The organism is Polyangiaceae bacterium, from assembly GCA_016715885.1.
Classification (GTDB): domain Bacteria; phylum Myxococcota_A; class Polyangia; order Polyangiales; family Polyangiaceae; genus Polyangium.
In genome coordinates this window covers 571,922-592,549 of sequence record JADJXL010000001.1, presented here as the reverse complement: position 1 = coordinate 592,549, position 20,628 = coordinate 571,922, and the positions used below count along the sequence as shown (strand labels likewise).

General features: G+C 59.8%; 15 protein-coding genes. 6 read left to right on the top strand and 9 right to left on the bottom strand.

Annotated elements, in window-relative coordinates:
- Window positions 1-84: 84 nt before the first annotated feature.
- The 4 genes from IPM54_02540 to IPM54_02525 all read right to left on the bottom strand — a co-directional run bounded on the left by IPM54_02540 (window position 85) and on the right by IPM54_02525 (window position 6,076).
- On the bottom strand, window positions 85-1,566 hold the full coding sequence (locus IPM54_02540; protein MBK9258695.1) for a chloride channel protein: 1,482 nt from the start codon (window positions 1,564-1,566) through the stop codon (window positions 85-87).
- Between the two features lie 397 nt (window positions 1,567-1,963).
- On the bottom strand, window positions 1,964-3,763 hold the full coding sequence (locus tag IPM54_02535) for an AAA family ATPase (GenBank protein ID MBK9258694.1): 1,800 nt from the start codon (window positions 3,761-3,763) through the stop codon (window positions 1,964-1,966).
- A gap of 55 nt (window positions 3,764-3,818) precedes the next feature.
- Window positions 3,819-5,636: an FAD-dependent monooxygenase gene (locus tag IPM54_02530; protein ID MBK9258693.1), complete on the bottom strand. Its 1,818-nt coding sequence runs from the start codon at window positions 5,634-5,636 to the stop codon at window positions 3,819-3,821.
- Window positions 5,633-6,076, bottom strand: a complete 444-nt coding sequence (locus tag IPM54_02525) for a hypothetical protein (protein ID MBK9258692.1) — start codon at window positions 6,074-6,076, stop codon at window positions 5,633-5,635. Before IPM54_02525 ends, IPM54_02530 begins: the two co-directional genes overlap by 4 nt.
- A 345-nt stretch (window positions 6,077-6,421) precedes the next feature.
- On the opposite strand from IPM54_02525, the gene IPM54_02520 reads away from it, so the two are divergent.
- Both IPM54_02520 and IPM54_02515 read left to right on the top strand, forming a co-directional pair.
- Window positions 6,422-7,297, top strand: coding sequence for a hypothetical protein (locus IPM54_02520; GenBank protein ID MBK9258691.1), 876 nt, complete (start codon window positions 6,422-6,424; stop codon window positions 7,295-7,297).
- Between the two features lie 199 nt (window positions 7,298-7,496).
- Entirely contained in the window at window positions 7,497-8,645 is a 1,149-nt protein-coding gene (locus IPM54_02515; protein MBK9258690.1) for a PAS domain-containing protein, read from the top strand.
- Window positions 8,646-8,651: 6 nt separating this feature from the next.
- Here IPM54_02515 and IPM54_02510 read toward each other — a convergent pair whose 3' ends face one another.
- The gene (locus IPM54_02510; GenBank protein MBK9258689.1) at window positions 8,652-9,467 is read right to left on the bottom strand and encodes a hypothetical protein; all 816 of its coding nucleotides are present in this window, start codon (window positions 9,465-9,467) and stop codon (window positions 8,652-8,654) included.
- 31 nt (window positions 9,468-9,498) lie between these two features.
- Window positions 9,499-9,768 (bottom strand): hypothetical protein, encoded by a 270-nt coding sequence (locus tag IPM54_02505; protein ID MBK9258688.1) that lies wholly within the window; start codon window positions 9,766-9,768, stop codon window positions 9,499-9,501.
- A 183-nt stretch (window positions 9,769-9,951) separates the two neighbouring features.
- Here IPM54_02505 and IPM54_02500 point away from each other — a divergent pair, with 183 nt between their 5' ends.
- Window positions 9,952-10,554, top strand: a complete 603-nt coding sequence (locus tag IPM54_02500) for a hypothetical protein (protein MBK9258687.1) — start codon at window positions 9,952-9,954, stop codon at window positions 10,552-10,554.
- A gap of 42 nt (window positions 10,555-10,596) precedes the next feature.
- Complete coding sequence (locus tag IPM54_02495) at window positions 10,597-11,985, top strand: caspase family protein (GenBank protein MBK9258686.1); 1,389 nt, start codon at window positions 10,597-10,599, stop codon at window positions 11,983-11,985.
- Here IPM54_02495 and IPM54_02490 read toward each other — a convergent pair.
- On the bottom strand, window positions 11,982-14,621 hold the full coding sequence (locus IPM54_02490; protein MBK9258685.1) for an SUMF1/EgtB/PvdO family nonheme iron enzyme: 2,640 nt from the start codon (window positions 14,619-14,621) through the stop codon (window positions 11,982-11,984). The genes IPM54_02495 and IPM54_02490 overlap by 4 nt on opposite strands.
- Between IPM54_02490 and IPM54_02485 the strand changes: the two genes are divergently transcribed.
- A complete protein-coding gene (locus IPM54_02485) occupies window positions 14,568-16,028 on the top strand; it encodes a sigma-54-dependent Fis family transcriptional regulator (GenBank protein ID MBK9258684.1) in 1,461 nt (486 codons plus the stop codon). The two genes, IPM54_02490 and IPM54_02485, sit on opposite strands and share 54 nt — an antisense overlap.
- A gap of 6 nt (window positions 16,029-16,034) precedes the next feature.
- On the opposite strand, the gene IPM54_02480 is transcribed toward IPM54_02485, so the two are convergent.
- On the bottom strand, window positions 16,035-17,396 hold the full coding sequence (locus IPM54_02480; protein MBK9258683.1) for a VWA domain-containing protein: 1,362 nt from the start codon (window positions 17,394-17,396) through the stop codon (window positions 16,035-16,037).
- A 50-nt stretch (window positions 17,397-17,446) separates the two neighbouring features.
- Window positions 17,447-19,522: a LamG domain-containing protein gene (locus tag IPM54_02475; protein ID MBK9258682.1), complete on the bottom strand. Its 2,076-nt coding sequence runs from the start codon at window positions 19,520-19,522 to the stop codon at window positions 17,447-17,449.
- A 465-nt stretch (window positions 19,523-19,987) separates the two neighbouring features.
- Here IPM54_02475 and IPM54_02470 point away from each other — a divergent pair, with 465 nt between their 5' ends.
- Entirely contained in the window at window positions 19,988-20,620 is a 633-nt protein-coding gene (locus IPM54_02470) for a hypothetical protein (protein ID MBK9258681.1), read from the top strand.
- Window positions 20,621-20,628: the final 8 nt, after the last annotated feature.

Here is a 20,628-nt window from a genome sequence, read left to right as displayed (position 1 = left end):
GGAGCGTCCCAGATATGTACACGCATGGCGCACGCGTTGGCTAGACGTTTTTCGCGTATTGTTCGCACACCGGATGGCGCGTCCTCAGGCGGAAGGGTTTTCCTTGGCTTGATCCGAAGCAACGTTCAGTGGATCACTCGGTCGCCTCGGTTCCGCCGCATCGCGCGAGCTGTCGTCGTAGGCCCCCGTTTCGTCGGCTTCGGGATCCGGCGACATGCGCTGATTGCCATAAATACGAATGCGAAGCGTGAGCACGTAGGTAACGCCGCACGCGAGGATCGCGGGCGGACCATACGCCGCACCGAACACTTCGAGCACCAATGCAATGGCGGCGAGCGGAACGCCGACCACGGCAACCAGCGACGACGCAATGCCCACGACGACGAAGAGCGCAATGTCGACATCGGGAATGAGCCCGCTCGTGCGCAATGCTTCCCCGGTCATGGCCCCCGAAACGCCGCCGAGGAACATCGACGGAATCAAAAGGCCCGCGGACCCTCCAGAACGAATCGTGAGTCCCGTGGTAATGGCTTTGCCCACGAGCGCCAGGGCGAGAACGTAAATGGGAAACTGCGTGCCGGGGCGGAGCAATTCGACGAGCGTGTGCTCGCCCATGCCGAGCACGTGATGCGCTTTCATGTGCGCTGCATAAAAGAGGACGAGCGCCACGAGCCCCGTTCCCACCGCTCCCGCTGCGCCGCGAAACATCGGGTTGATCTTGCTCACGAGGACTTCGGTTTGGCGCATGAGGATACCGAATCCAAGGGCAACGGGAGCGCTGACGGCAATGGCGACGAGCGCCGTCATGCCATATTCGGCGAGCGAATAGACGCGGGCATGTTGAGGCGCGACGAAAAGCGGTTCCAGGCCGACGAAACGCTGATTTAGCGCATAAGCGACCATGCCACCGAGCAATGCATAAGCGAACTTGCGATAGATGATGCGATCGCCATAGGCGAATTCAATGGCAAACAACGCGCCCGTGAAGGGTGCACCGAGCAGCGTGGTGACCGCTGCCGCAATGCCCGCGAGCTGATACGTGCGCAGCTCGTGCTCGGATCGCGTGCGAAAAATGCGCGCGCTGCCAGCGCCAATCGCTTCGCCAACGACGACGACCGGCGCTTCGAGGCCGCCGGAGCCTCCCGTGGCGAGCGTGAGCGCGGTCGCGACGATTTTGCGTAGAGCAAGGCCAAACGCAGGCCGATCGAAACGCGGCTGAGGGTCGTCTCCCGCGTGCTCGTACGTGCAATGGTAGTTCGATAGCGCAACATCGAGGCCATCGCCGGCGGTTTCTTCCCAACCCGGACGGCGCAAAAGCGCGCCCCGCAAGAGACCACCCAGCGCGAGCACCGCGAGCAACACGGCCCAAGGTCGCCATGTGGTGGCCGAAGACGCCGCATGCAAAAGGTGATCGGACGCCGCGTGCACGACGAAACGGAGCGCAGCACACGCCGCCCAGACGACCACGGACATCATGGTGACGACGATCATCACGCGGACGACGTTGTCCCATGAATCGTGCAGTGCCCGCTGCTCCGTATCGAGTCTCTTGTAAAGGTTTCCCATGTTCGTGCTCGCTGCGTACTTGCTTTGTACACAAACTGTCGGGAATGGGGAGATTTTATTGCACCTCGGTCGGTACGCCCCGTACTGGCGACGTGTCGGCGAGCACCTGAACGCGTACAAGTTGGCGCTGGTGTCCCGCCCGCGTCGATCAGTACGGCGGAAACATGCCGGTGGTGCCCCATCATGAGGGCTCGAACAGCGTCAAGATGCGTGGTGGTGGGTCATCACCTGGGCTCGAACGGCGCCAAGGTGCGTGGTGACAGGCCACCACCTCGCATCTGTACGGGTGCAGATGGCCGCTGATGACCCACCTCCCCGTTCCGGTACGCGCTGGGGCGATTGTGCATGGAAGACGCTCGTGAAGTTGCGGATGTTTCGGGGCCGACCGTTGCGCCACCTACCGCTTCTTCAACGTCGCCTTTTTCGCCTTGGCGACCACCTTCTTTGCCGCTTTCCCAATCGACTCCCCCACCTTTTTCACGGCGCTCTTCTTCTTCGGCGGCTTCGCTCCTTTCGGCAGCACCATCACCCGCTTGCCGTCGAAGGCCACCACCATTTGTTGGATTTTTTCTACACCTGCCGCTCGCAAGTCTGCCGCGTAGTCGTTTTCGCCAAGCTGACGCAATCCCTCGGCCATTGCCTTTTCAATCGTCGTTTCGCCCTTGCGCGCCGATTTCAGTTCCAGCACCGCCCCCGGCTTCCCTGCATACCGCGGCTTGATCAGCACGTCCGGGCGCCCTTCCCCCGATTCTCGATTCGAACGCACTTCGTAATCGGGTTCGAGCCCCGCCAAGAGGCCGATCATCATTCCGTGATAAAATGTTTCCGGGCTCGTCCCTCGCACGTCGTGATACGACGGCAAACTCGTCGCGAACTTCTGAAGCTGGTACTCGAATTCACGAACATCCCCCTTCAAAAGCGCATCCAGCAAAGCACGAAGCGTTCCGCCCTGAGATGTCAAGGCTTCGTCCATCCATGCCTTGAACGTCGTTCGATAAACTTTGTCGATTTCCTTATTGGGAATCGACAACCGATACGGCGGCGGCGCTTCTCCGAACACCGGCGCCCCCGCTTGCGCTTTGAGATATCCCGAAAACACCAGCAAGTTCCAAAGCGCGCTCGGATCTTTCTTCAAGTCGGGAAACACCACATTTTCGTCGAGCTCCTTTTCGATCCCTCCCCCGGCGAGCAACGTCTCGATTTCCTCCTGCACCGTGAACGCATGATGCTGCAGCAATTCCTTGATGAGCAAGTTCGAGCTGGTGTTGACCCAATACGGAATGAGCTGCTTGTTCACGTTCGAAAGAAAGCTCAAGATGGACCACGGATTGTAGATGTCCACGCCGCCAAACTCGTAACCGTTGTAAAAGTTGCGCAGCGGCTCCATCATCTCCGGCAATTCGACTCGCTCGAGCAACGCTTCGACTTCCTCGTCGGTGAACCCGAAACAAGTATTGAATTCGCCTCGCAGCAGCGAATACACGCCGATGTTGTTCAGCTCGGAAAAGATGCTCTCCCGCGATACGCGCAAAATGCCCGTCATCACCGCGCGCTCCAGGTGCGGGTTGTCCTTGAGCCCCGCCAAGAAAAGCGACGCGAAAAAGTGCACGACGTCGTCGTAAAACCCGTGCAAATAACCCGCATGAATCCCCGCGTCGTATTCGTCGATGAGCACGATGGGGCGCGTGCCGTGAACTTGATGCAGGTATCTTGTCAGGTTCTGTAGCGACCAGCGGTAAACCGTCTCGGTGGCTTCGTCGTTCAGAATTGCCTGAAAGTCCTTCAAGTCGGCTCCTTCGAGCTTTCCATCGAGCGCGCCGCGGTGCACTTCGTACATCCGCCGAATCGCTCGGCGCGTAGATTCGCGGAAACCGTCGACGCTCTCCGCCTTCGTTTCCTTGAAGCTGACGTGAATGACCGGATATTTTTGAAAGTGCTTCCGGTACTTTTCCCCCGCCTTTTCGACATGTAGCCCCTCGAAAAGATGCCACAAATTCTCGTCGGTCTTCTCGAAAAACCATTTCAGCATCGTCAGGTTCATCGATTTGCCAAACCGACGGGGACGCGGCACGAGAATGACTTTGATGCTCTCGCGATCGATGAACTCCGTGATGAAGCATGTCTTGTCGACATACTCGAAGTTTTTTTCGCGGAGAACTCGGAAGTCGTCGATGCCGATGGGGATTTGTCGGATCATGAGGCGCTCGCGGAAAAACGTCCGGGCGCGAGCTTGGCATGCGGCCAGGAGAGCGTCAAGCTGCGAAACGCCCGTACACTTCGTGGATAATCGACCGAATCAGCTCTTCAGAGAGCACCACACCTTTTTGCTGCCGCCAGGCCACGTGACCGTCCGGCCGAATCAAAAGCGCGCCGTCTGCCTCGATTTGACACCGCATGTGCACCGCACCGCGATACGCAAGTGGAATCGTCGTCGTCGTCAGCGAAACCAGTTCGACGCCCAATTCTGCTGCCACAGCGCCCATCGAATCACGCTCCGCTGCTGTCGTCTCCACGCCCGCTCCGCAAATCAACGTCGAGCGCTGGCCATGAAGCAGCGCGTGACTGGATATGCTGCGCTTGTTTCCGTCGAGCCAGAAATGCGGAAACCGCGCTCCAGGACGCGTCGATGGGACGTACGTGGTCACCGGATCGTCGAGTTTCGGCGCTGGCGTACCGTCCGAAAGAATGGCGCCCTCCTCGTAGGAATATCCCAGATCGAGCCCAATGCGATCGAAATGGGATCGCTGGGCCGCAATGGCAGACAAGACGCGCTGACGAACCTCCGGATCACGTTCGTAACGCGCCAAAATGCTTTCGCCATAACGTTGCATCTGTCGCTGCCCCCATTGCCGAATCGGCCCCGGCAATGCCGCCATGGGCCCCGTGGTCATTCGCTCGTGCGCTCGTTCCACGTCGTCAATCGAAACTCCAAACGCTTCGACGATCTCCCCCATGCGATCGAAATTGTATTTGCTTTCGTCACAATTCGTCTGGATGACCGGTCGGCGTTCCATTTCGTACGTATCCAGCAAGCTTTCGGGCGCTTTGCCTTGCAGTACCAGTGCCAGCTTCCAGCACAAATTGTCGGCATCTCCGATTCCCGAGTTCATGCCGAGGCCCCCCGTGGGTGGAAATCGATGCGCCGCATCGCCCACGAGAAATGCTCGACCCACGCGGAAACGATTCGCAATTTGCGCCGTCATGCGCCAAGCGCTGGTGGATTCGACCTCGATGGGAATGTCGTCCCGCCCGAGCGCTGCTTTGATTCGCTCTGCCATGACTTCCGCCGTGAAATCTTCCATTTTCTCGTGCGGCGTCATCACTGGCAAATGGAAAACCCAGCGTTTTTCGATATGGTGAGCAATGAACGCGCTCCCCGGCGCCTTGGGTGAGAAGATGAAGTACAGCTTTCCTCGCGTTCGGACCACGCTGCTCAAATCGGCTCGAAAATAAGCGCTCATGAAATCGCGGATTTTTTCGGGGCCCATCATTTCGACGCCAAGCGCTTTGCGACTGCGACTTCCGGCGCCGTCGGCGCAAATGACATAACGGCTCGAAATCGTCCACGTTACTCCGCTTTCGAGGTCCGTGACGACGCTCGTCATCGTCTCGCCATTTTGCTCGAACGATTCCCATTGCTGCCGATACAAGAGCTCCGTGCGTTCACACGCTCGTACGTGCGCGAGCATGACTTTCTCGAGCTCGACCTGCGACACGTTGAGGTAGGGCGTCGGCGCGGCAAGGTGTTCCTTGTATTTGCGGCTCCCATCACCCACCGTCAGATCGATATTCCCGAATTCTTCGCCGATGGTCCCGCAAAAGAGGATTCGTGAGGCATCGTCGTGGGGTGAAGCTTCCGCGGCGAGCTCTTCGTAGGAAAAACCCAGGGCATGCAGAATTTCAATGGACCGAGCGCTCAATTCATGAGCTTTCGGATGCACCTGCAATCCGTCGCGGCGTTCCAGGACGATGCTGGAAATGCCGTGTCGAGCAAGGGACAAGGCGCTGCTCATACCGGCGGGACCTGCGCCGATGATGAGTACGTCGCATGTGCGGTTCATAGTGGTCATTTCACAATTTCCTTTCGGCACAAGGCATAACCCACGAGCAGAATCACGGTGGATGTGCAGAAATGGACAATGGCCGGAGGTGCAAGGCCGAGCAAAAGCCTACCGTCGGCATCGAACGCAGCTCCTGCGGCGTCTTTGAGAAGGCCCGCGGTAAAAAACCCCGCCAAGAACAACAAGCCTACGGCTACACCCGCGCGCATTCGATCGAACGTCTCGCGCGTCGCCGTCCAGAAGAGATAAATAGAGAAAAGCGACAGGTACAGGCCCGCGCCGTTGAGCCACATGAGGTGCAGCCGGGCATGCGGCGGCCAATCCGGATTCATGAGGTGATGCGGATCGAAGGTATCGATGAAGGCTGGAACAATGCCGTACGTGACGGCTGAAAAGATGCAAAGGGCTTTTCCAATGCGCCAAGTATTGGCAGGTCGTTCTGTTTGCATGGCTCGCCGAATGTCTCATGAATTTTGCCGACCACAATGGCCAAAGATGGTCAGGCGTTGGCAGAGAATTGGACACAGGCCGTCCGGTTCGTGGTGGGACTTACGCACCGCTTGCGCTCGATTTTCCTAAAATTCTCTATGTTTACAATCACAACTGGGCTATTCTGTCCAGGATGCGTACGGTTGCGCCACTTGTCGAAACGCATCGCAGCTCGCCGATGCGATGTCGCGTTGTCGGAGGCCTACCGCACGCAACCACGTTCCGGGCATACCGCGTGCTGGCGCGGCAAATGTATGGTCGTTTGCTGCGCCTACCACAAGGGAAGCTTACCCAGGAGGAAGAGCATGAATACGACGATGTTACGCGCCTCGCTTTGCTCGATCGTACTCGGAATCGCCGCGATGGGTTGCACGAGCGAGATCATACCCCTTGATGAAGAGGAGGCCATTGCATCTGCCGCGCAAGAGATCAACACGAATAAAATCATTGTGTACGAGGGCGGCAAACCTGTCGCTCAAAACCAGCTCTCTCCGCTCAATCCTGCTGATTTCAATATCCAACCCCTCCAAGGCAACGTCGATTACAAAGGCCAAATCGATGTGCTCGAAGGCGATCTCATCGGCGGCGTTTTCCAAGCAACCCAGGGCGAGTACCGCCAGGTCTTTCCAGGCGTCTTCCATGCCACGGTCATCGTCGGCAGCCTCAGGGCGAAGACGGGAGGAAAAACATATCACCTGAAACGAGGCGATTCGTTCCTCGTCACGAAGGGGACCGAGGTCGATTTCAAGACCGACGGCGCACGACACCAGGCTTCTTTCCTCGGTAACTTCGGCAGCCCCGATATGCCAGGCACCTTCAAGGTCTACAAACAAGGCAGCACCGTGCCCGAGTCGGAGCTCATTACCCTCGGCACACCCGCCGATTTCAATATGACCGTGCTCAAGGGCGACCCCGTATTCGAGGCGCGGATCGATTATGCGCAAGGCTTCGAATCCGCAGGGCACTTCCGACTCGAGCGCAGCACGTTGTTCGTCAATGGAACCACCGTCACCGAGCACGGCTCGGTCACGAAATACGGAATGACGATGACCCGACCGGACGGCACCGCCTACACCTTGCACGCGGGCGACTCGTACATCGTTCGAGCCGGCTCCACACAAACGTGGGAGGTCAACGGACCTATGATTTATCAAGCTTTCTTCGGCGTCTTCGTGCCCTGACACCCACGGGCAACCCGCCATCGACGACGCGCCCTCAATCGCCCCCCGCGCCTGCAAAAGTCACCACGCAACAAATCCCGCGCGCTGACGGTAGAACCTTCTCGTACAGCTCGAATTCGTCGATGCTCGTCGCGCGCGCTCGTTAACCGTCGACGCGCCACGAGAATTTTGATAGGCAAGGCGTGACGGAGATCCGTTCATGACAGAAGCAAGCGATGTCGTTTCGTTCAAGGCCCTGTTTCAGACGAGTCCATTGGCGCTCGTGATCCTGAGCGTAAGCGGTGAAGTGATCGCAGCCAATGCGGCGTCCCGTGCCCTCGTGGGCGAGCGGCTCGCGCAAGGAGTGCGTCTCGACGAACTCACGCATCCCGATGATGCCCTCGCTCTTGCAACCGCCCTCGTACGCCTCGGCGACGGCGGCGCGCCCGCGAGCTTGACGAGCCGACTGCGCGGGGATGACAAACCCGCCATCACTTGGCAGGTTTGGCGCGCGCCTGATCGGTCGGAGTTGTTTGCCGCGCTATCGAAAACCACAGTGCCGGAGGCGTCTGCGGCCGAGCCGACGAAGACCTCAGAGGCCGATGACGATATCGAGAAGCGCGTCTTGCATGCCATGCTCGATCACATCGAAATCCTTGCGTGGGCCGTCGACAAGGACGGCATTTACACCTTTTACGACGGCAAGGCGGCGGCTTCCATTGGGGCATCGGCCGACATGTTTCTCGGGAAAAACGTTTTCGACATCTTCCGCGACCAGATAAGTCCTGCGATGCGCCAGGCCTTCGCGGGCTCTCCCGAGCGCGAATCGATCAACATCATGGGGGCTCACTGGGAAAACTGGTACGTACCGGTGCGCGACCGCCGGGGCGAGCTCGCAGGGGTGATTGGCATTTCGCAGAACATGAACGAGAGCCAGCGCATTCGTGAGGAGCTCGAGGCGCGGCTTGCGCTGATCGAGCGGCAGCAGGCGGTGATCCGCGACCTCGAGACGCCGATCATTCAGGTTTGGGACAAGGTGTTGACCTTGCCGATGATTGGCATCGTGGATAGCAAGCGCGCCGCGCGCCTCATGGACGACTTGCTACAAATGGTCGTGCGAACATCGGCGCGTTTTGCCATTCTCGATTTGACCGGCGTCGAAATTGTGGATACGGCGACGGCATCCTATTTGGTGCAGATGATTCATGCGATTCGCCTGCTCGGCGCCGAGGGCATTCTCACGGGGATTCGTCCCTCCGTGGCGCAAACGGTGATTTCGCTCGGGGTCGACCTGAAGGGAATTCCGACGCACGGCACCTTGCGACACGGACTTGCGTATTGCATTCGCCAGCTTGGCGGGGAGCGCTAGCCTCACTCAACCCTTTGCTTCGCCCCTCAGCTCCCACGCTTCATACGCGGGTACGCCGAGCTTCGACAGCGATGGCAGAATCAACCCGTGTATGCGCTGTTGAAATGCCTCGTAGCGAGCCTTCGCGGGCGCAAGACCCAATGCTGCGGGGATTCCTTTCTCGTCCCGATCCACACCTCCCCCGTGCGCTCGGTCGTAATGCGCAAACGCATGCGCGAGATCGGCCGCCAGCCATTCCTGTTCGTCGTCCGAGAGGCGCGGAAGCACAAGGCGCGCGAGCGCCCAACCAAAACGATCGTGCAGAATTTCGTCTCGTAAAAGGATACGCAAGACCGCCTCGATGCACGGGTTTTTCGCGTGCTGCACGAGCACTTGAAGAATGCCCACGGACGCGGATTCGCCAATGCAAAACATCGACGCCGTCCAGCGCGCCACGAAGAGATGCGCTGGGAGATCACGCCGCTCGAGACGCACGTCGCGCACACTCAGCTCGACACCCGCCTGACCTCCCAGCTTGTCGGCAATGCGCGCGCAAAGCTCGGTATGGCGAGCTTCGTCGGTCAAGAGGCGCGAAGCGCTCGACGTGACTTCGAGGGGCAGGTTCAATTCGCCAAAACGAGCAATCAATTCGCCAAAGACCACGAGCGATCTGTATTCGGCCGCGGCTCGCGCGGCCCACGCATACCTGGCAGATTCGATTTGCTCGGGCGTGAAATCGTCGAGACGCAGCAAGTCCCACGGAGGCGGGTCATAACCGCGCTCCATGAACCTTCGATGAAGCGTTCCAAAAAGACGTTCGGTCGTTCCGAGGGGAACCTTCATGCGATTCTTCGGCGTTCGACGCGATGGCCCATCATTTCGACGGAGGCGGCGTATTGATGTGCCGCGCGTCGGGAGGCGGCGTATTGACGTTGTCGTCGACCTTCGCCGGCTCGTCCGTCGTCTCCGGAGGTTTCGCCGGCTCGCCATCCGGAGGTTGGTTGATCGGATGATTGGCGGCAGGCTCCGGCACGGGCTCGTTGACGTTGGGCGGAGGGTTCGATGCGCATGCGGGAACGGCAAGTGCTGCTGCTGCGAGCAGACGCGCCCTGATTCGCGCGAGGCGGGCGGGGTCGATGGCCATGGACAACACGTTACACGCAAGTCGGCGCAGGCGGAAGAGGAAAATGGATGACGTGAGGCGCGAAGAGCGCGCGACCCGGCGGTACCACCTGTACGACGCGAGGCTCATCCGCGGCGGTTGATGTTTGCCCCGATCATGGTAGGAGAACAAGGTTACGCTCGCCAAAAGGCCACGATACCCGCCATGAGAAAGAACACTTCGGCATCACGAGCGCTCGATTTGCCGCCGGGCATGCGCATGTACGAAAACTTCATTTCACCGGAGGCGCACGACCGATTGTTCGCATTGCTCGACAACGCCCGACGCGAACGCAACGAGGGGCATGACGATGGATTCGAATTCGACGACGTCGCGGAATTCGACACCACGTTCGGCATGGTTTTGCGCGACATCTTTCGACGCATGCACAAAGAGCGAATATTTCGCAAAGCGCTCCATGGCCCGATGACGCTCGGATGCACGATGGTCGGTTACGCCGTGGACGATTACATCGTACGCCACAAGGACAGTTATCTCCTCGGCGGCAACACCATTGCAACGGTCAGCTTTGGTTCGAATGCGGTGTTGGATTTTTATGAAGATGCAACGGGGCGCCACATCCCGGTGCTCGTTCCCCCACGTTCTTTGTATGTCATGGCGGGCGACGTTCGAACGATTTGGACCCATGAAATCAAGCCCGGCATGTTCACGTGGAAGGGTTGCCCCATCGCACGAAGTCGCCGTTATGCGATCCTTTTCTTCGAACCCGGGCCGAAGTACGATGGCGAGCTGCTTTCTTATCCGTGAGGGCGACGTCCCGAGAACCGTCATTGAAAAGGAAACTCGATCATGAACCAGAACTACGCATTGATCATCGGCGTCCACGAATACCGCGACTACGACCCTTCGGGCAATGCCGATATCCCCGGCGCGCGGAACGACGCCCGCGCCTGGGTGCGTTCGTGCTTGTCCATTGGTTTCTCCCCGCGGAGCATCCGCGTGCTCGCGTCGCCACCGCTCTCCGCTGCGGAACTTGGACCCGGCGCCGAGGGTGTGCAGTTCGGCGCGGCGGATCGCGATAGCATCATCGATGGGCTCACGTGGCTGTCGGAGCAAATCGGCGGAGACGCGGCCGCCACGGGATTGATGACGTTCTCCGGCCATGGCGACGCGGGTAATGACGGCTGCCCATTGCTTTGCCCTGCCAATCTCACGAATTCGCTCGAGGAGGTCATCGACGTGGCGGCGATCCGGGCCAAAGCCGCGGGCAAGGTCAAGGGCAACCTCACCGCGATGCTCGATTGCTGCCATGCGCAGGTCGAGCCGAGCAGCACGATCCGGGGCAAACTCCGCGCGACAAAGGCGATTGCAACGGGCAGCGATCGAGGGCGCGTTCGGGTCGTCGCTGCGTGCATGCAGGATCAGGAATCGGTGTCTGCGTGTTTTGCGGGCGATCAAATGGGCGCTTTCACGTGGGCCGTCACCTCGACGCTCGGACAGTGGAAATCCATCGTCGACAATGGCGTCGCCTATCTCGACGTGTCGCACGGCAATCTGCTCATGCGCGTGCGGGTATTGCTCGGAGCGCTGTCGTTCGAGCAGATCCCGGTCATGTCGGGGCCGCAGGATATGAAACGACAGGCGTTTTTGTATCCGGGCAGCTTGGATGGGCATGGGGACGCGGAGATCCAGCCGACGGAAACGCGGTCACCGAGGCAGCTCGATACGGGCACCTATCAGATGAATATCGAGGACGGCAGGCAATTCGCCTACATCGTGGCAACTGGCGCGAATCCCCCGGAGCGCATGAGAACAAACACAGAATATTGGTACACCAACGACGAGGTCGTGCCGAAGCTCAAGGACGCAGACAATGGATCCATCACCATGATAAAGCTGAGCGACACCCCTACGATGGAATGGCTGCCGAACTGGTCCAGGATGGACACGCGCGACACCACACAGGTCATAGACTGGGGACGTCCTTCGGACACTCCCATTGCGTATGCGGCAAAGGATTGTGCCTATCTCTACCAAGGGACCGACAATATTGACTGGGCACTTTCCTTCGTTCTGAAGCACGAGGACACGCAGTTTCGCTATTTGCAATACCTCACGGGAAAGGCGGGAAACGTCCCTTGCAGGCTTGGATCTCCTTTGGCGTTCCAAAGAGACATGTCGGGAACGTTCCCTCAGCCCGGCCCACAGTATTCTTACACCGAGAATCACGACGATTAGGGGGAGTATGATCGCGCCACGCGAACCCCCGTCGTATTGCGACGAACGTTGGGACGCGCCACGAGCCTTCCGGCCGCACGATTTAGATTCTCCACGCTGTTCCAAGCACCTCCACGACACGAACGATACTCATAATCGTCTGTTGGCGGGGCCTCGATGAGCAATCGACCCTCGCGTATCGCTGGACCTTCCATCGTCCACGAGTTGCCACAGAAATCGCGCGTATTGCCTGAGCCTCCCCGCATTCCGTAGGGACTTTCGTCCATGGGATAAGCCGTCACTTCGGCGGCGGCAGGGGTTTCACCTTGACTGGCCATGACGCACGCGAACGTTGCATCGAAATGGTCTCCCCAGGAAAAACGTCGCGCATCGACGCCTCGCACGGCCTTCTCGCGTTCGAGCTCGTTGGGCAATCGATAGGGCAAATCACGCTTGGCCATCAGCCATGCGGAATAGGCGACGGCATTCTGCCAACTTATCGACATGACCGGTCCGCGGAGCTGCCAAATCGTCCCTGCGTGCTCCTTTCGCAATTGAAACAGTCCCTTCTCATCGCGCGCATACGCAAACGCGTGCTCCGAATCGAGCACCATGCCATGATGCGCGCGAGGACACGCCTCGAGTGCTTCGGTTTCGCGCCCTTGCTGTACCAAATCATTCAAAAATGCCAAATACTCTTCATTCGTCACGGGATATCTACCAATGACGAAAGCGTCTATCCATACGCGCCTTGCCGGCAAACCATCCGGCGCGTCCGGATCTCCGCCCGTCCACGCATACCCGGCAGGCACGTAGATTTCGTTCGGCAAAAGCTCGTTTTCCATTGGCAGATGAATCGGAAATGGTTTGTCTTGACCAGGGTCCACGCCATCCCAAAACCCGTCCCGCTCGATCAGCACCGGATACCGCACTTCCACTCGTCCCGGCGCACGAATACGCAAGAGATAACTGCCTCGCCGCAAGGGCACGCAGGCGAGCGGCGTTTTTCCGAGCAAACCTTCCGGCACGGGGACCAAGCGCCGATGTTGCAATTCGTATCGATCGACGAAGACCTCGGCACCCGGAGGATCCGTGACCAGCGTCAACCGTCCATCGCCGCGCAAGAATGCCGCGTGTTGTCCTCGATCGTGAATGCGCAGCAATTCTTCCGCGCGCGCTGCGTCTTCGTCGCGGTGATCACGCTCGGCCTCCACGAGCCGCTGCCGATAATGGTCCGCCAACAGCGCATGCGCCTCGGGCAAACCTGGATCAACGCTCAACGAACCATGCACCGCTTCGAGCCATTTCGTTTCGGAAAGCGCTGCCAGTCGACCCAGCCGCTTCGCCTCGTCCTCCATGTCCCACGCGGGAATCTTTTTTTCCACGGGATCACGCGGCCGCACGTCGTTCTGCATCGATCGCGAAAGGGCCCGCATGGCCCGAGCTTCGCCACGCAATCGCGTGATCTCCGGTTCGTACGCTCGCGCTTGATGCAATGCTTCGAGCGCCTGTTCCCGCAGGCGAACCCCGTCGAGCCATGCCACGAGGTCCTCCGACATGGCCGCTGCATCGGGATATCGCTGCGTTATCTCGCGCTGCATCGCCCGTTCGCAAATGGCACACAATTCTCGAGGCAACGGCGCCGCATGTTCGGACGCTTCGGCAACGGGTTTCGGCGGTCCCTCGAGCACCGCGCGGAGCACTTCACGCGAGGACAAGCCCTCGTATGGTGGCCTCCCGCTCAGCAAACTATACAGAACCGCGCCCAGCGAATACACGTCGCTCGGCGGACCATGCAATGAAAGCGCGCCGCGAGCTTGCTCGGGCGACATATACGCAGGCGTGCCCAAAATGTCGCCATGTTGGGTGAGCGCCGCGGAAGCCGTAGCGCCGAATTCCCCGGTAAAACCTTCATGTTCGGCCGCTCGGCCCAAACGTCGCGCCAATCCCCAATCCATCACGAGCACTTCGGCGAATTCGCCGACCATCATGTTTTCGGGCTTCAAGTCCCGATGCACGATGCCGCGACGATGCGCATACGCGACCGCTTGCACAATGCGCCCGAAAGCGTCCACGAGCCTGCGAAACGTCCATCCCGATGCCGTCGGGCCAAAAGCATTCGGATCCGCTGCCGCATGCACTTCGTCGATCACGTCGCGCAATGTCCGGCCTCGGATTTCCTTCATCGTGTACCACGCCCGGCCATCCGCGAGCTCGCCGCGATCGTACACGGCCACGATACCCGGATGCTGAAGCTGCGCCGTGATTTGCACCTCGACCCAAAACCGTTGTCGCAAGTGACCCGCAGAAGCGTGTTCAGCATGGAGCAGCTTCATGGCGACGACACGATCGAGCAGTGTATCGCGAACTCGACGCACCTCGCCAAACGCGCCTGCCGCGATTCGTCCCAGGTCCACGTATCGCCCGGGCAACGTCACGCGGGCGGGTTCGTCGCTTCGGTTGGTCGCTGCATCCGCGGCGGGAAGATACGTGCTGGCGAATTCGATGGCTTCTTCCAGCGTTTGGTCCTGCTTCGCGCCGCCCATGTCCGTCGTGCGTACCAAAGCTTGATCGCCAATGCAATGCCGAGTAGCATCGCCCGCATGTCGCTCCTCGGGTCCACCGTCGACGGCGATGGTTCCAATAGTTCGGTCCATTCCGCCGCCCGCGAGCCGCTGTTGCTTGCGCTCATGATTGCGTGGGCTCCGCACGAACCCGAACGCGTGGGCGAAGTGGCGCTGTTCGACAAGGATGGCGGCTCGCGTATTTTCGGGCGCGGCGGATCCGACGTCGACGATGGAAAACGTGTCGTGTTTTTCCGGCAGCGTCCTGGTTCGCTCGAAAGAGCGGCGCCCATTTCGAGTCCCGGTTTGTCTCGGGAGCAACTGCGTCTACGTGTCGATCGCAATCGCTTGTGCCTCGACCGGATCGGCAAGTGCGCGCTGAAAGTCAATGGTCAATACCTCGACCAATGCTCGATTGGCCCCGGGGATCTCGTGCTACTCAAGGGGCAAATGCTGTTTTATTGCACGATGCGCCCGCGAAACATGGCGCGCTTGCAGAGCGCAGAGCCGAGCGCCACGCATGGCTTTGGCGAGGCCGATGCGCATGGGATCGTCGGCGAAAGTGCGGTCGCTTGGCAATTGCGTGACAAACTTGCGTGGGCTGGCAAGATCGAAGAACACACGCTCTTTCTCGGCGGGAGCGGTTCGGGGAAAGAACTGTGCGCACGCGCGGTGCATGCACTGTCGAAACGGGCCAATGGCCCCTTCGTGGCTCGAAATGCAGCGACCATTCCCGCGGGAATCATCGACGCCGAGCTCTTCGGCAACGTGAAAAATTATCCCAATCCGGGGATGCCCGAACGGCCAGGATTGATTGGTTCGGCGCATGGAGGAACGCTGTTTCTCGATGAAGTCGGTGAATTGTCGGCAACGCTTCAAGCCAATCTCCTGCGCGTGCTCGATGCGGGAGGCGAATACCACAACCTGGGCGGAGCAACGACCAAGCATTCCCACTTCCGATTGCTCGGTGCGACGAATCGGCATCCCTCGGAATTGAAACACGATTTTGCCGCGCGGCTCATTCTGCGCATCCCCGTTCCGGGGCTCGATGACCGACGCGAAGACATCCCGCTGCTCATACGACATTCGTTGCACCGAGCGCGGGCCAAAAGCCCCGAAGCCGTGGCACGATTCTTCGAGGCGAAGAGCGGTCAACGTTCCGAGCCAAACCTCAAATCGAACGTCATCGAAGCATTGATGAAGCATTCCTTCGCGACGAACGTTCGAGAATTGGACGCGCTTTTGTGGCAAGCAATGGCGTCGAGCACCGGGGACGTCATCGAATGGTCCGATGCATTGCGCGAACAACGGCTGAATCCGCCGACGGACGAACGCGACGTCGTCTCCGACAATGAAGAGGAAATGGTCGCCGAGAGCAAGGTGCGTGCAGCGCTCGCGCATTGCGGGGGCAACGTCGCGCAAGCTGCACAAGCCCTCGGTTTGCCAACGCGATATGTGCTCTATCGATTGATGAAGAAGTACGGCATTCGCACGGGATGAGGCGTTTCAGACGACCAGCACGGTGACCATTTGCGTCCGCTGCACGCGCCGACCCGAGCGCGCCGAATGCCCCTTCGCGAACACCTCGATCACGTACGAACCCGCCTCGGTCGTGTTCGTGATCGTCGTCGCGTACGGTCCAGTCGACGATTCCTGCGCGAGAAACCCTCCGTGCTGGACGAGCGGCAGGATTTCCTTCCCAGGCAGCCGCCGGCGCCGCAGCTCGCAAAGTCGCGCAAGATCCTCGGGCATGCCTCGCGCCAGATCCTCGTCCGCCGGGCGGACATCTGCCAGCTCCGTCGCGTATTGCCTGAGCGCATGGGCCACGCTGATGCGCGGCCGCGTGACACGCATGTGCACTTGGAGGTCCCGGATCGGTTCGCCACCGTCCGTCACGAATGCAGCAATGGGAATCGGCTCGCCGGCACGCACGGTCGGCGGCGCCCCCACCTCCATCCTGAGCGGCGCGGTGACGCCCATCCCATATTCGAAGATCCCCACCGTAATCCCCAGATCCGCCTCTCCGGCGTACATCACCTGCACTTGCCAGGTTCCCGGTAGCGGATCGTTGATGTTGAACACCACGAAACCCGTGCCTACCTGCCAGGGAATGTCGTCGCGCGTATTCAAGTCCGGATCGACCAGCGTAATGCTCACCTGCTTGTCATTCGGCCAATCATGCGTGTACGTGTAGCTCGCGTCGCTCCAAGCAACGGTGAACTGACCCATTGGCGTGCCCGCGGTGATCTCACCCGGCTCCAGTTTGTAATACCAGCCCGATACCTGGCTCAGCTCGTTGGTGACCAGCGAAGCTTCCGGCGTCCAGGACCGAATCTGGTTGTAGATCTTCATCATGTCGATCACGTACGGCGCGTAGTAATAGGCTCCGTTGTCCGACTTGTTCGCGATGTTCTGCATCAGTCGCTGGTCCGACGCGGGCCCCATTGCGCAGGAATACACCGGGTACGTGGTCGGCACGTAATCGAGCGGGTTGCTTCCGTAGGGGTAATTGTTGTACCCATCGGACAGCAGCACCAGCGCGCGGTTGTTCGGCTGATTTTGGATCTGCGCGTTCCCCGTGCTCAAACCAGCGCCGATGTTGGTGGCACCCCCCGTAAAGACAAGGTTCTGAATCGTCGTCTGCGCATCGACGATGGTCGTGCCTGGCGGTACCGGCCCGACTTCCTTGCAGGCGTAGGGCACGTGTGCGTACATATCGTAGTTCACTACCGCGGCGCGGTCGCCCTCGACGAAGCAGCCGAGGAATGCCTTGCTGTCGATTTTGGTGATATCGACGTACCCACTATATGTCATGCTGTTGGACGTGTCGATGATCACGGCCGCGGAGACGTTCGTTTCGGTTCCCATGGTATTGCCCTCCAAGTCGAATTTCGAGTTTCAGTGAACATGCCCCGCGTTCACGCCGCTTTCGCGCCACAGGATCCCGGATATTGCAGCGACAGCCGCGTGAGCTGCGCCGCCCACACGATGAATCCGGCGAGCAATTCCGCTGCCTCCAAACCGGTGACGCAAGCAATGGCCTTTTTGAGAACCCAAGCAAGCGTCCACCACCCCGCCGACGTCAGCGCGAGCTTGATGAGCGGCCACATCAGGCCTTGCTTCCAGACCACCCACATCACGCCAAGGGCGACCGTTGACGAAATGGCTTTACCCACCACCGAACCCATTGCGGCCACCACTGCCGAGTTTTTGATCAGCAGGTTGTATACGCGACTCGAGATATTTCCCATGGGGGGCAAGAGCCCGAGCGCCTGGAGAAAGCCAATCGTGAGCTGCCAGATGAAACTGATCCACCACAGCGTACAATCGGACACCGCGCCCGCCGCACCCTCGTAAATCACCACGTCGCCATGCACGCCGTGATGGATCAGCCGCACCATGCCGCCCTCCTCGACACGCGTGATCACCCGACCGAGGCGCGGGTCCGCCTGCATCATTTCTTCCGCACGACGGTATTCGCTCTCGAACGCGGAACGCAGCGCCGCTTCCGTCTCGGCATCCTTTGGCGGGTGAGCCGTAATGAAATCTTTCCAGATCTTCTCCTGGAACTCCGGCGTGAACGGCTCGATCCGCGGCTGCCCCTGTGCGACATCGACGGGCGGCGGCGGTGCATCGAACGTCTCGACCTGCTGCGAGAAATAATTGGCATTGAACGAATTCGGCGGGCCGATGGTCACCAGGCGCGACGAAATGTCGAGCGGGAACGATGCGACGCCGATGCTCGCCGGGCCCATGAGCGTAACCGTGTGCTGATCCGTGTTGTCGACCGGCGGCGTCACCGAGAAATCGAATGCCGCGACGAGGTGCGGGTCGGTGACCGGGTCGTTGTACATCCACTGCCGCAGATCGTCCTGCGCCAGCGCGACGTTCCACACGCGGAGATTCTGCACCTCGCCATTGAAGTAATCGCCCGCGGTGCCCGAGGTCGTGCCTGCGCCAATGAGAAGATGGGCCGTATTGGCTGCTGGATTGCTCGTGCTCGCGTACTTCGTGGCCTGAAGGTTGCCGTCGACGTACAACGCCAGCGTGCGGGTTTTGTCGTCGAACGAGAAGCCGAAGTGATGGTAATCGCCGTCTTGCAGGAGGCCTGGCGCCGTTTCGATCGTATCGGCGCCACGGGAGGCCTGGAGGCGACCATTGGACGTGTAAACGACGCGATATTGAGGCCCCGCCGCCTGCCACTTGGAGACGAGCGTTCCGGCGCCGCCTGCAGGGCGGAACCAGCCCTCGAGGGTAAAGGGCGCACCATTCGGAAAATTGAGGTCCGCGCCGTCACCGCAATCGACATACCCCTGATTCGCGAGCTGTACGCCGGGGACCGACAACGTCAGCCCCGCGTCGTTCTTGAACGTCAAGGGGACCAGATTGCCCGAGTGATCACGTGGCGGGAGCATCGAAAAGTCGAGGTACGCGGCCAGGTGCGGGTCGGCGACCGGAGCCACGGGCGTGACCTGCACCGAATCGTTGAGAATCTCTTCTTTCGAGCGGGCGCGGTTCCAGATCTGCACGCGGCCGATCTGGCCTTGGAAAAACCAATTCGGCGTGTTCATTGCGCACGAAGCGCCGATGTAAACGGGCGCCGCCGTCGGCGCAGATACGGGCGCGAACGTCCCCGATTTCACCGGCACCCCGTCGACGTAGAGCACGAGCTGTTGCGCATTGGCGTCGTAGGTACACGCGAGATGGTGCCACTTGTCCGTGTCGATCGGGTCGGGCGCCATGATGACATACGGCGGTGTATTGATGTATGCTACCGCATAACCATCACTGAGATAGAGCTGGTATTCAGCCGCAACGTTGAGGTTTACCTTACCGACGACGGCCTGAAAGCCCGCGAGGTTCGACGGAATGACCCATGCCTCCAGGGTATAAGACGCCAGGCCATTGAGGGATGTGGGGTTGTCGCAATCGACATAGGCGCTATTGGCGAGGCTGAGAGCGGTGGATCCGAAGCGAGGGATGATCGTATGCATGGTCGTTCCTTTCGATGCGTTGCCAGGTAAATTCAAACACAAGCCATGGGCTGCGAGCGAAACGCACGAATCTCGAGCAAGCCGCGACACGGGGCACACCAGAACGCCGCCGCGTCATTCGATTCGTCGCGGAATCGCTTTTATGAAGCAGCCAATTGCCTTGCTATGGCGGGCAAGACGTACAGCAACACGCATGCCATCGAGCGTCGTGCCATTCGTTTCAAGATAGATACGGGGGTTTTGGGGGGCCCGAACCTCGACCCGTCAACGTTTGTGCGCACGAGCTCGACGTTGTGCGCACAGGTGAAATACGCCGCCGTCTTTGGGCAACGACGACCCCGATCCTCTCGCTCACCAAGAAAAGATGCGGGGAATGGACTTCTTTGCGTTTCGTATGTATCGTGTGCTCGCGTGCGAGTCTCCAACGACGACGTACACGACAATCCTTGTGCCGAGGCAAGCTACATGCGACCGAAGAGTGACGTGCGTTTCCCCCATCTTGCTATCGTCTTTTTGTGTTTATCTGCCCTCGTCGCCGGCTGCGGCGGCAGCAGCAGACAGTATTATGGTGCGCGCCCTATCGTGAAGCCGCCACCGCCGGAGATCCGGACCGAGCAGACGAAGGCTTGGCTCGCGAAGGTGCGCGAATTGGGCAAGCCCGGGCATTGGCTCGTCATCCGCGGCTACAAGGACGGGGACAATTTCGTGGTGATGGCGACGAACACGCCTTTGAGCCACGCGGCATTGCTCGACATCGAGCGCGACCGTGTCATCGAGAGCCTGGCCGACGGCGTCGTGCGAAACACGCTCGAGCATTTCGTCGATCACGCGCACCGTCTTTTGATCATTCAGCCAAAATGGTGGACCGAGGAGCGCGGGAAGGCTGCTGCGGTGGAGGCCGACACGCTCGTCGGCAAGAAATACGATTGGACGGGGGCTATCGGGCTATCGGACGAGGATCGGTTCTTTTGCAGCGAGCTCGCCGTGCACGTTTATCGCGCGCATCAAACGGAGAAGGACCACCTGCCGAAGGTTCTATTGCCGTCCCATATGTATCTCTGGGGCAACATCGTTTGGGATTCAGGGGAACGCGATTGATGTATTTC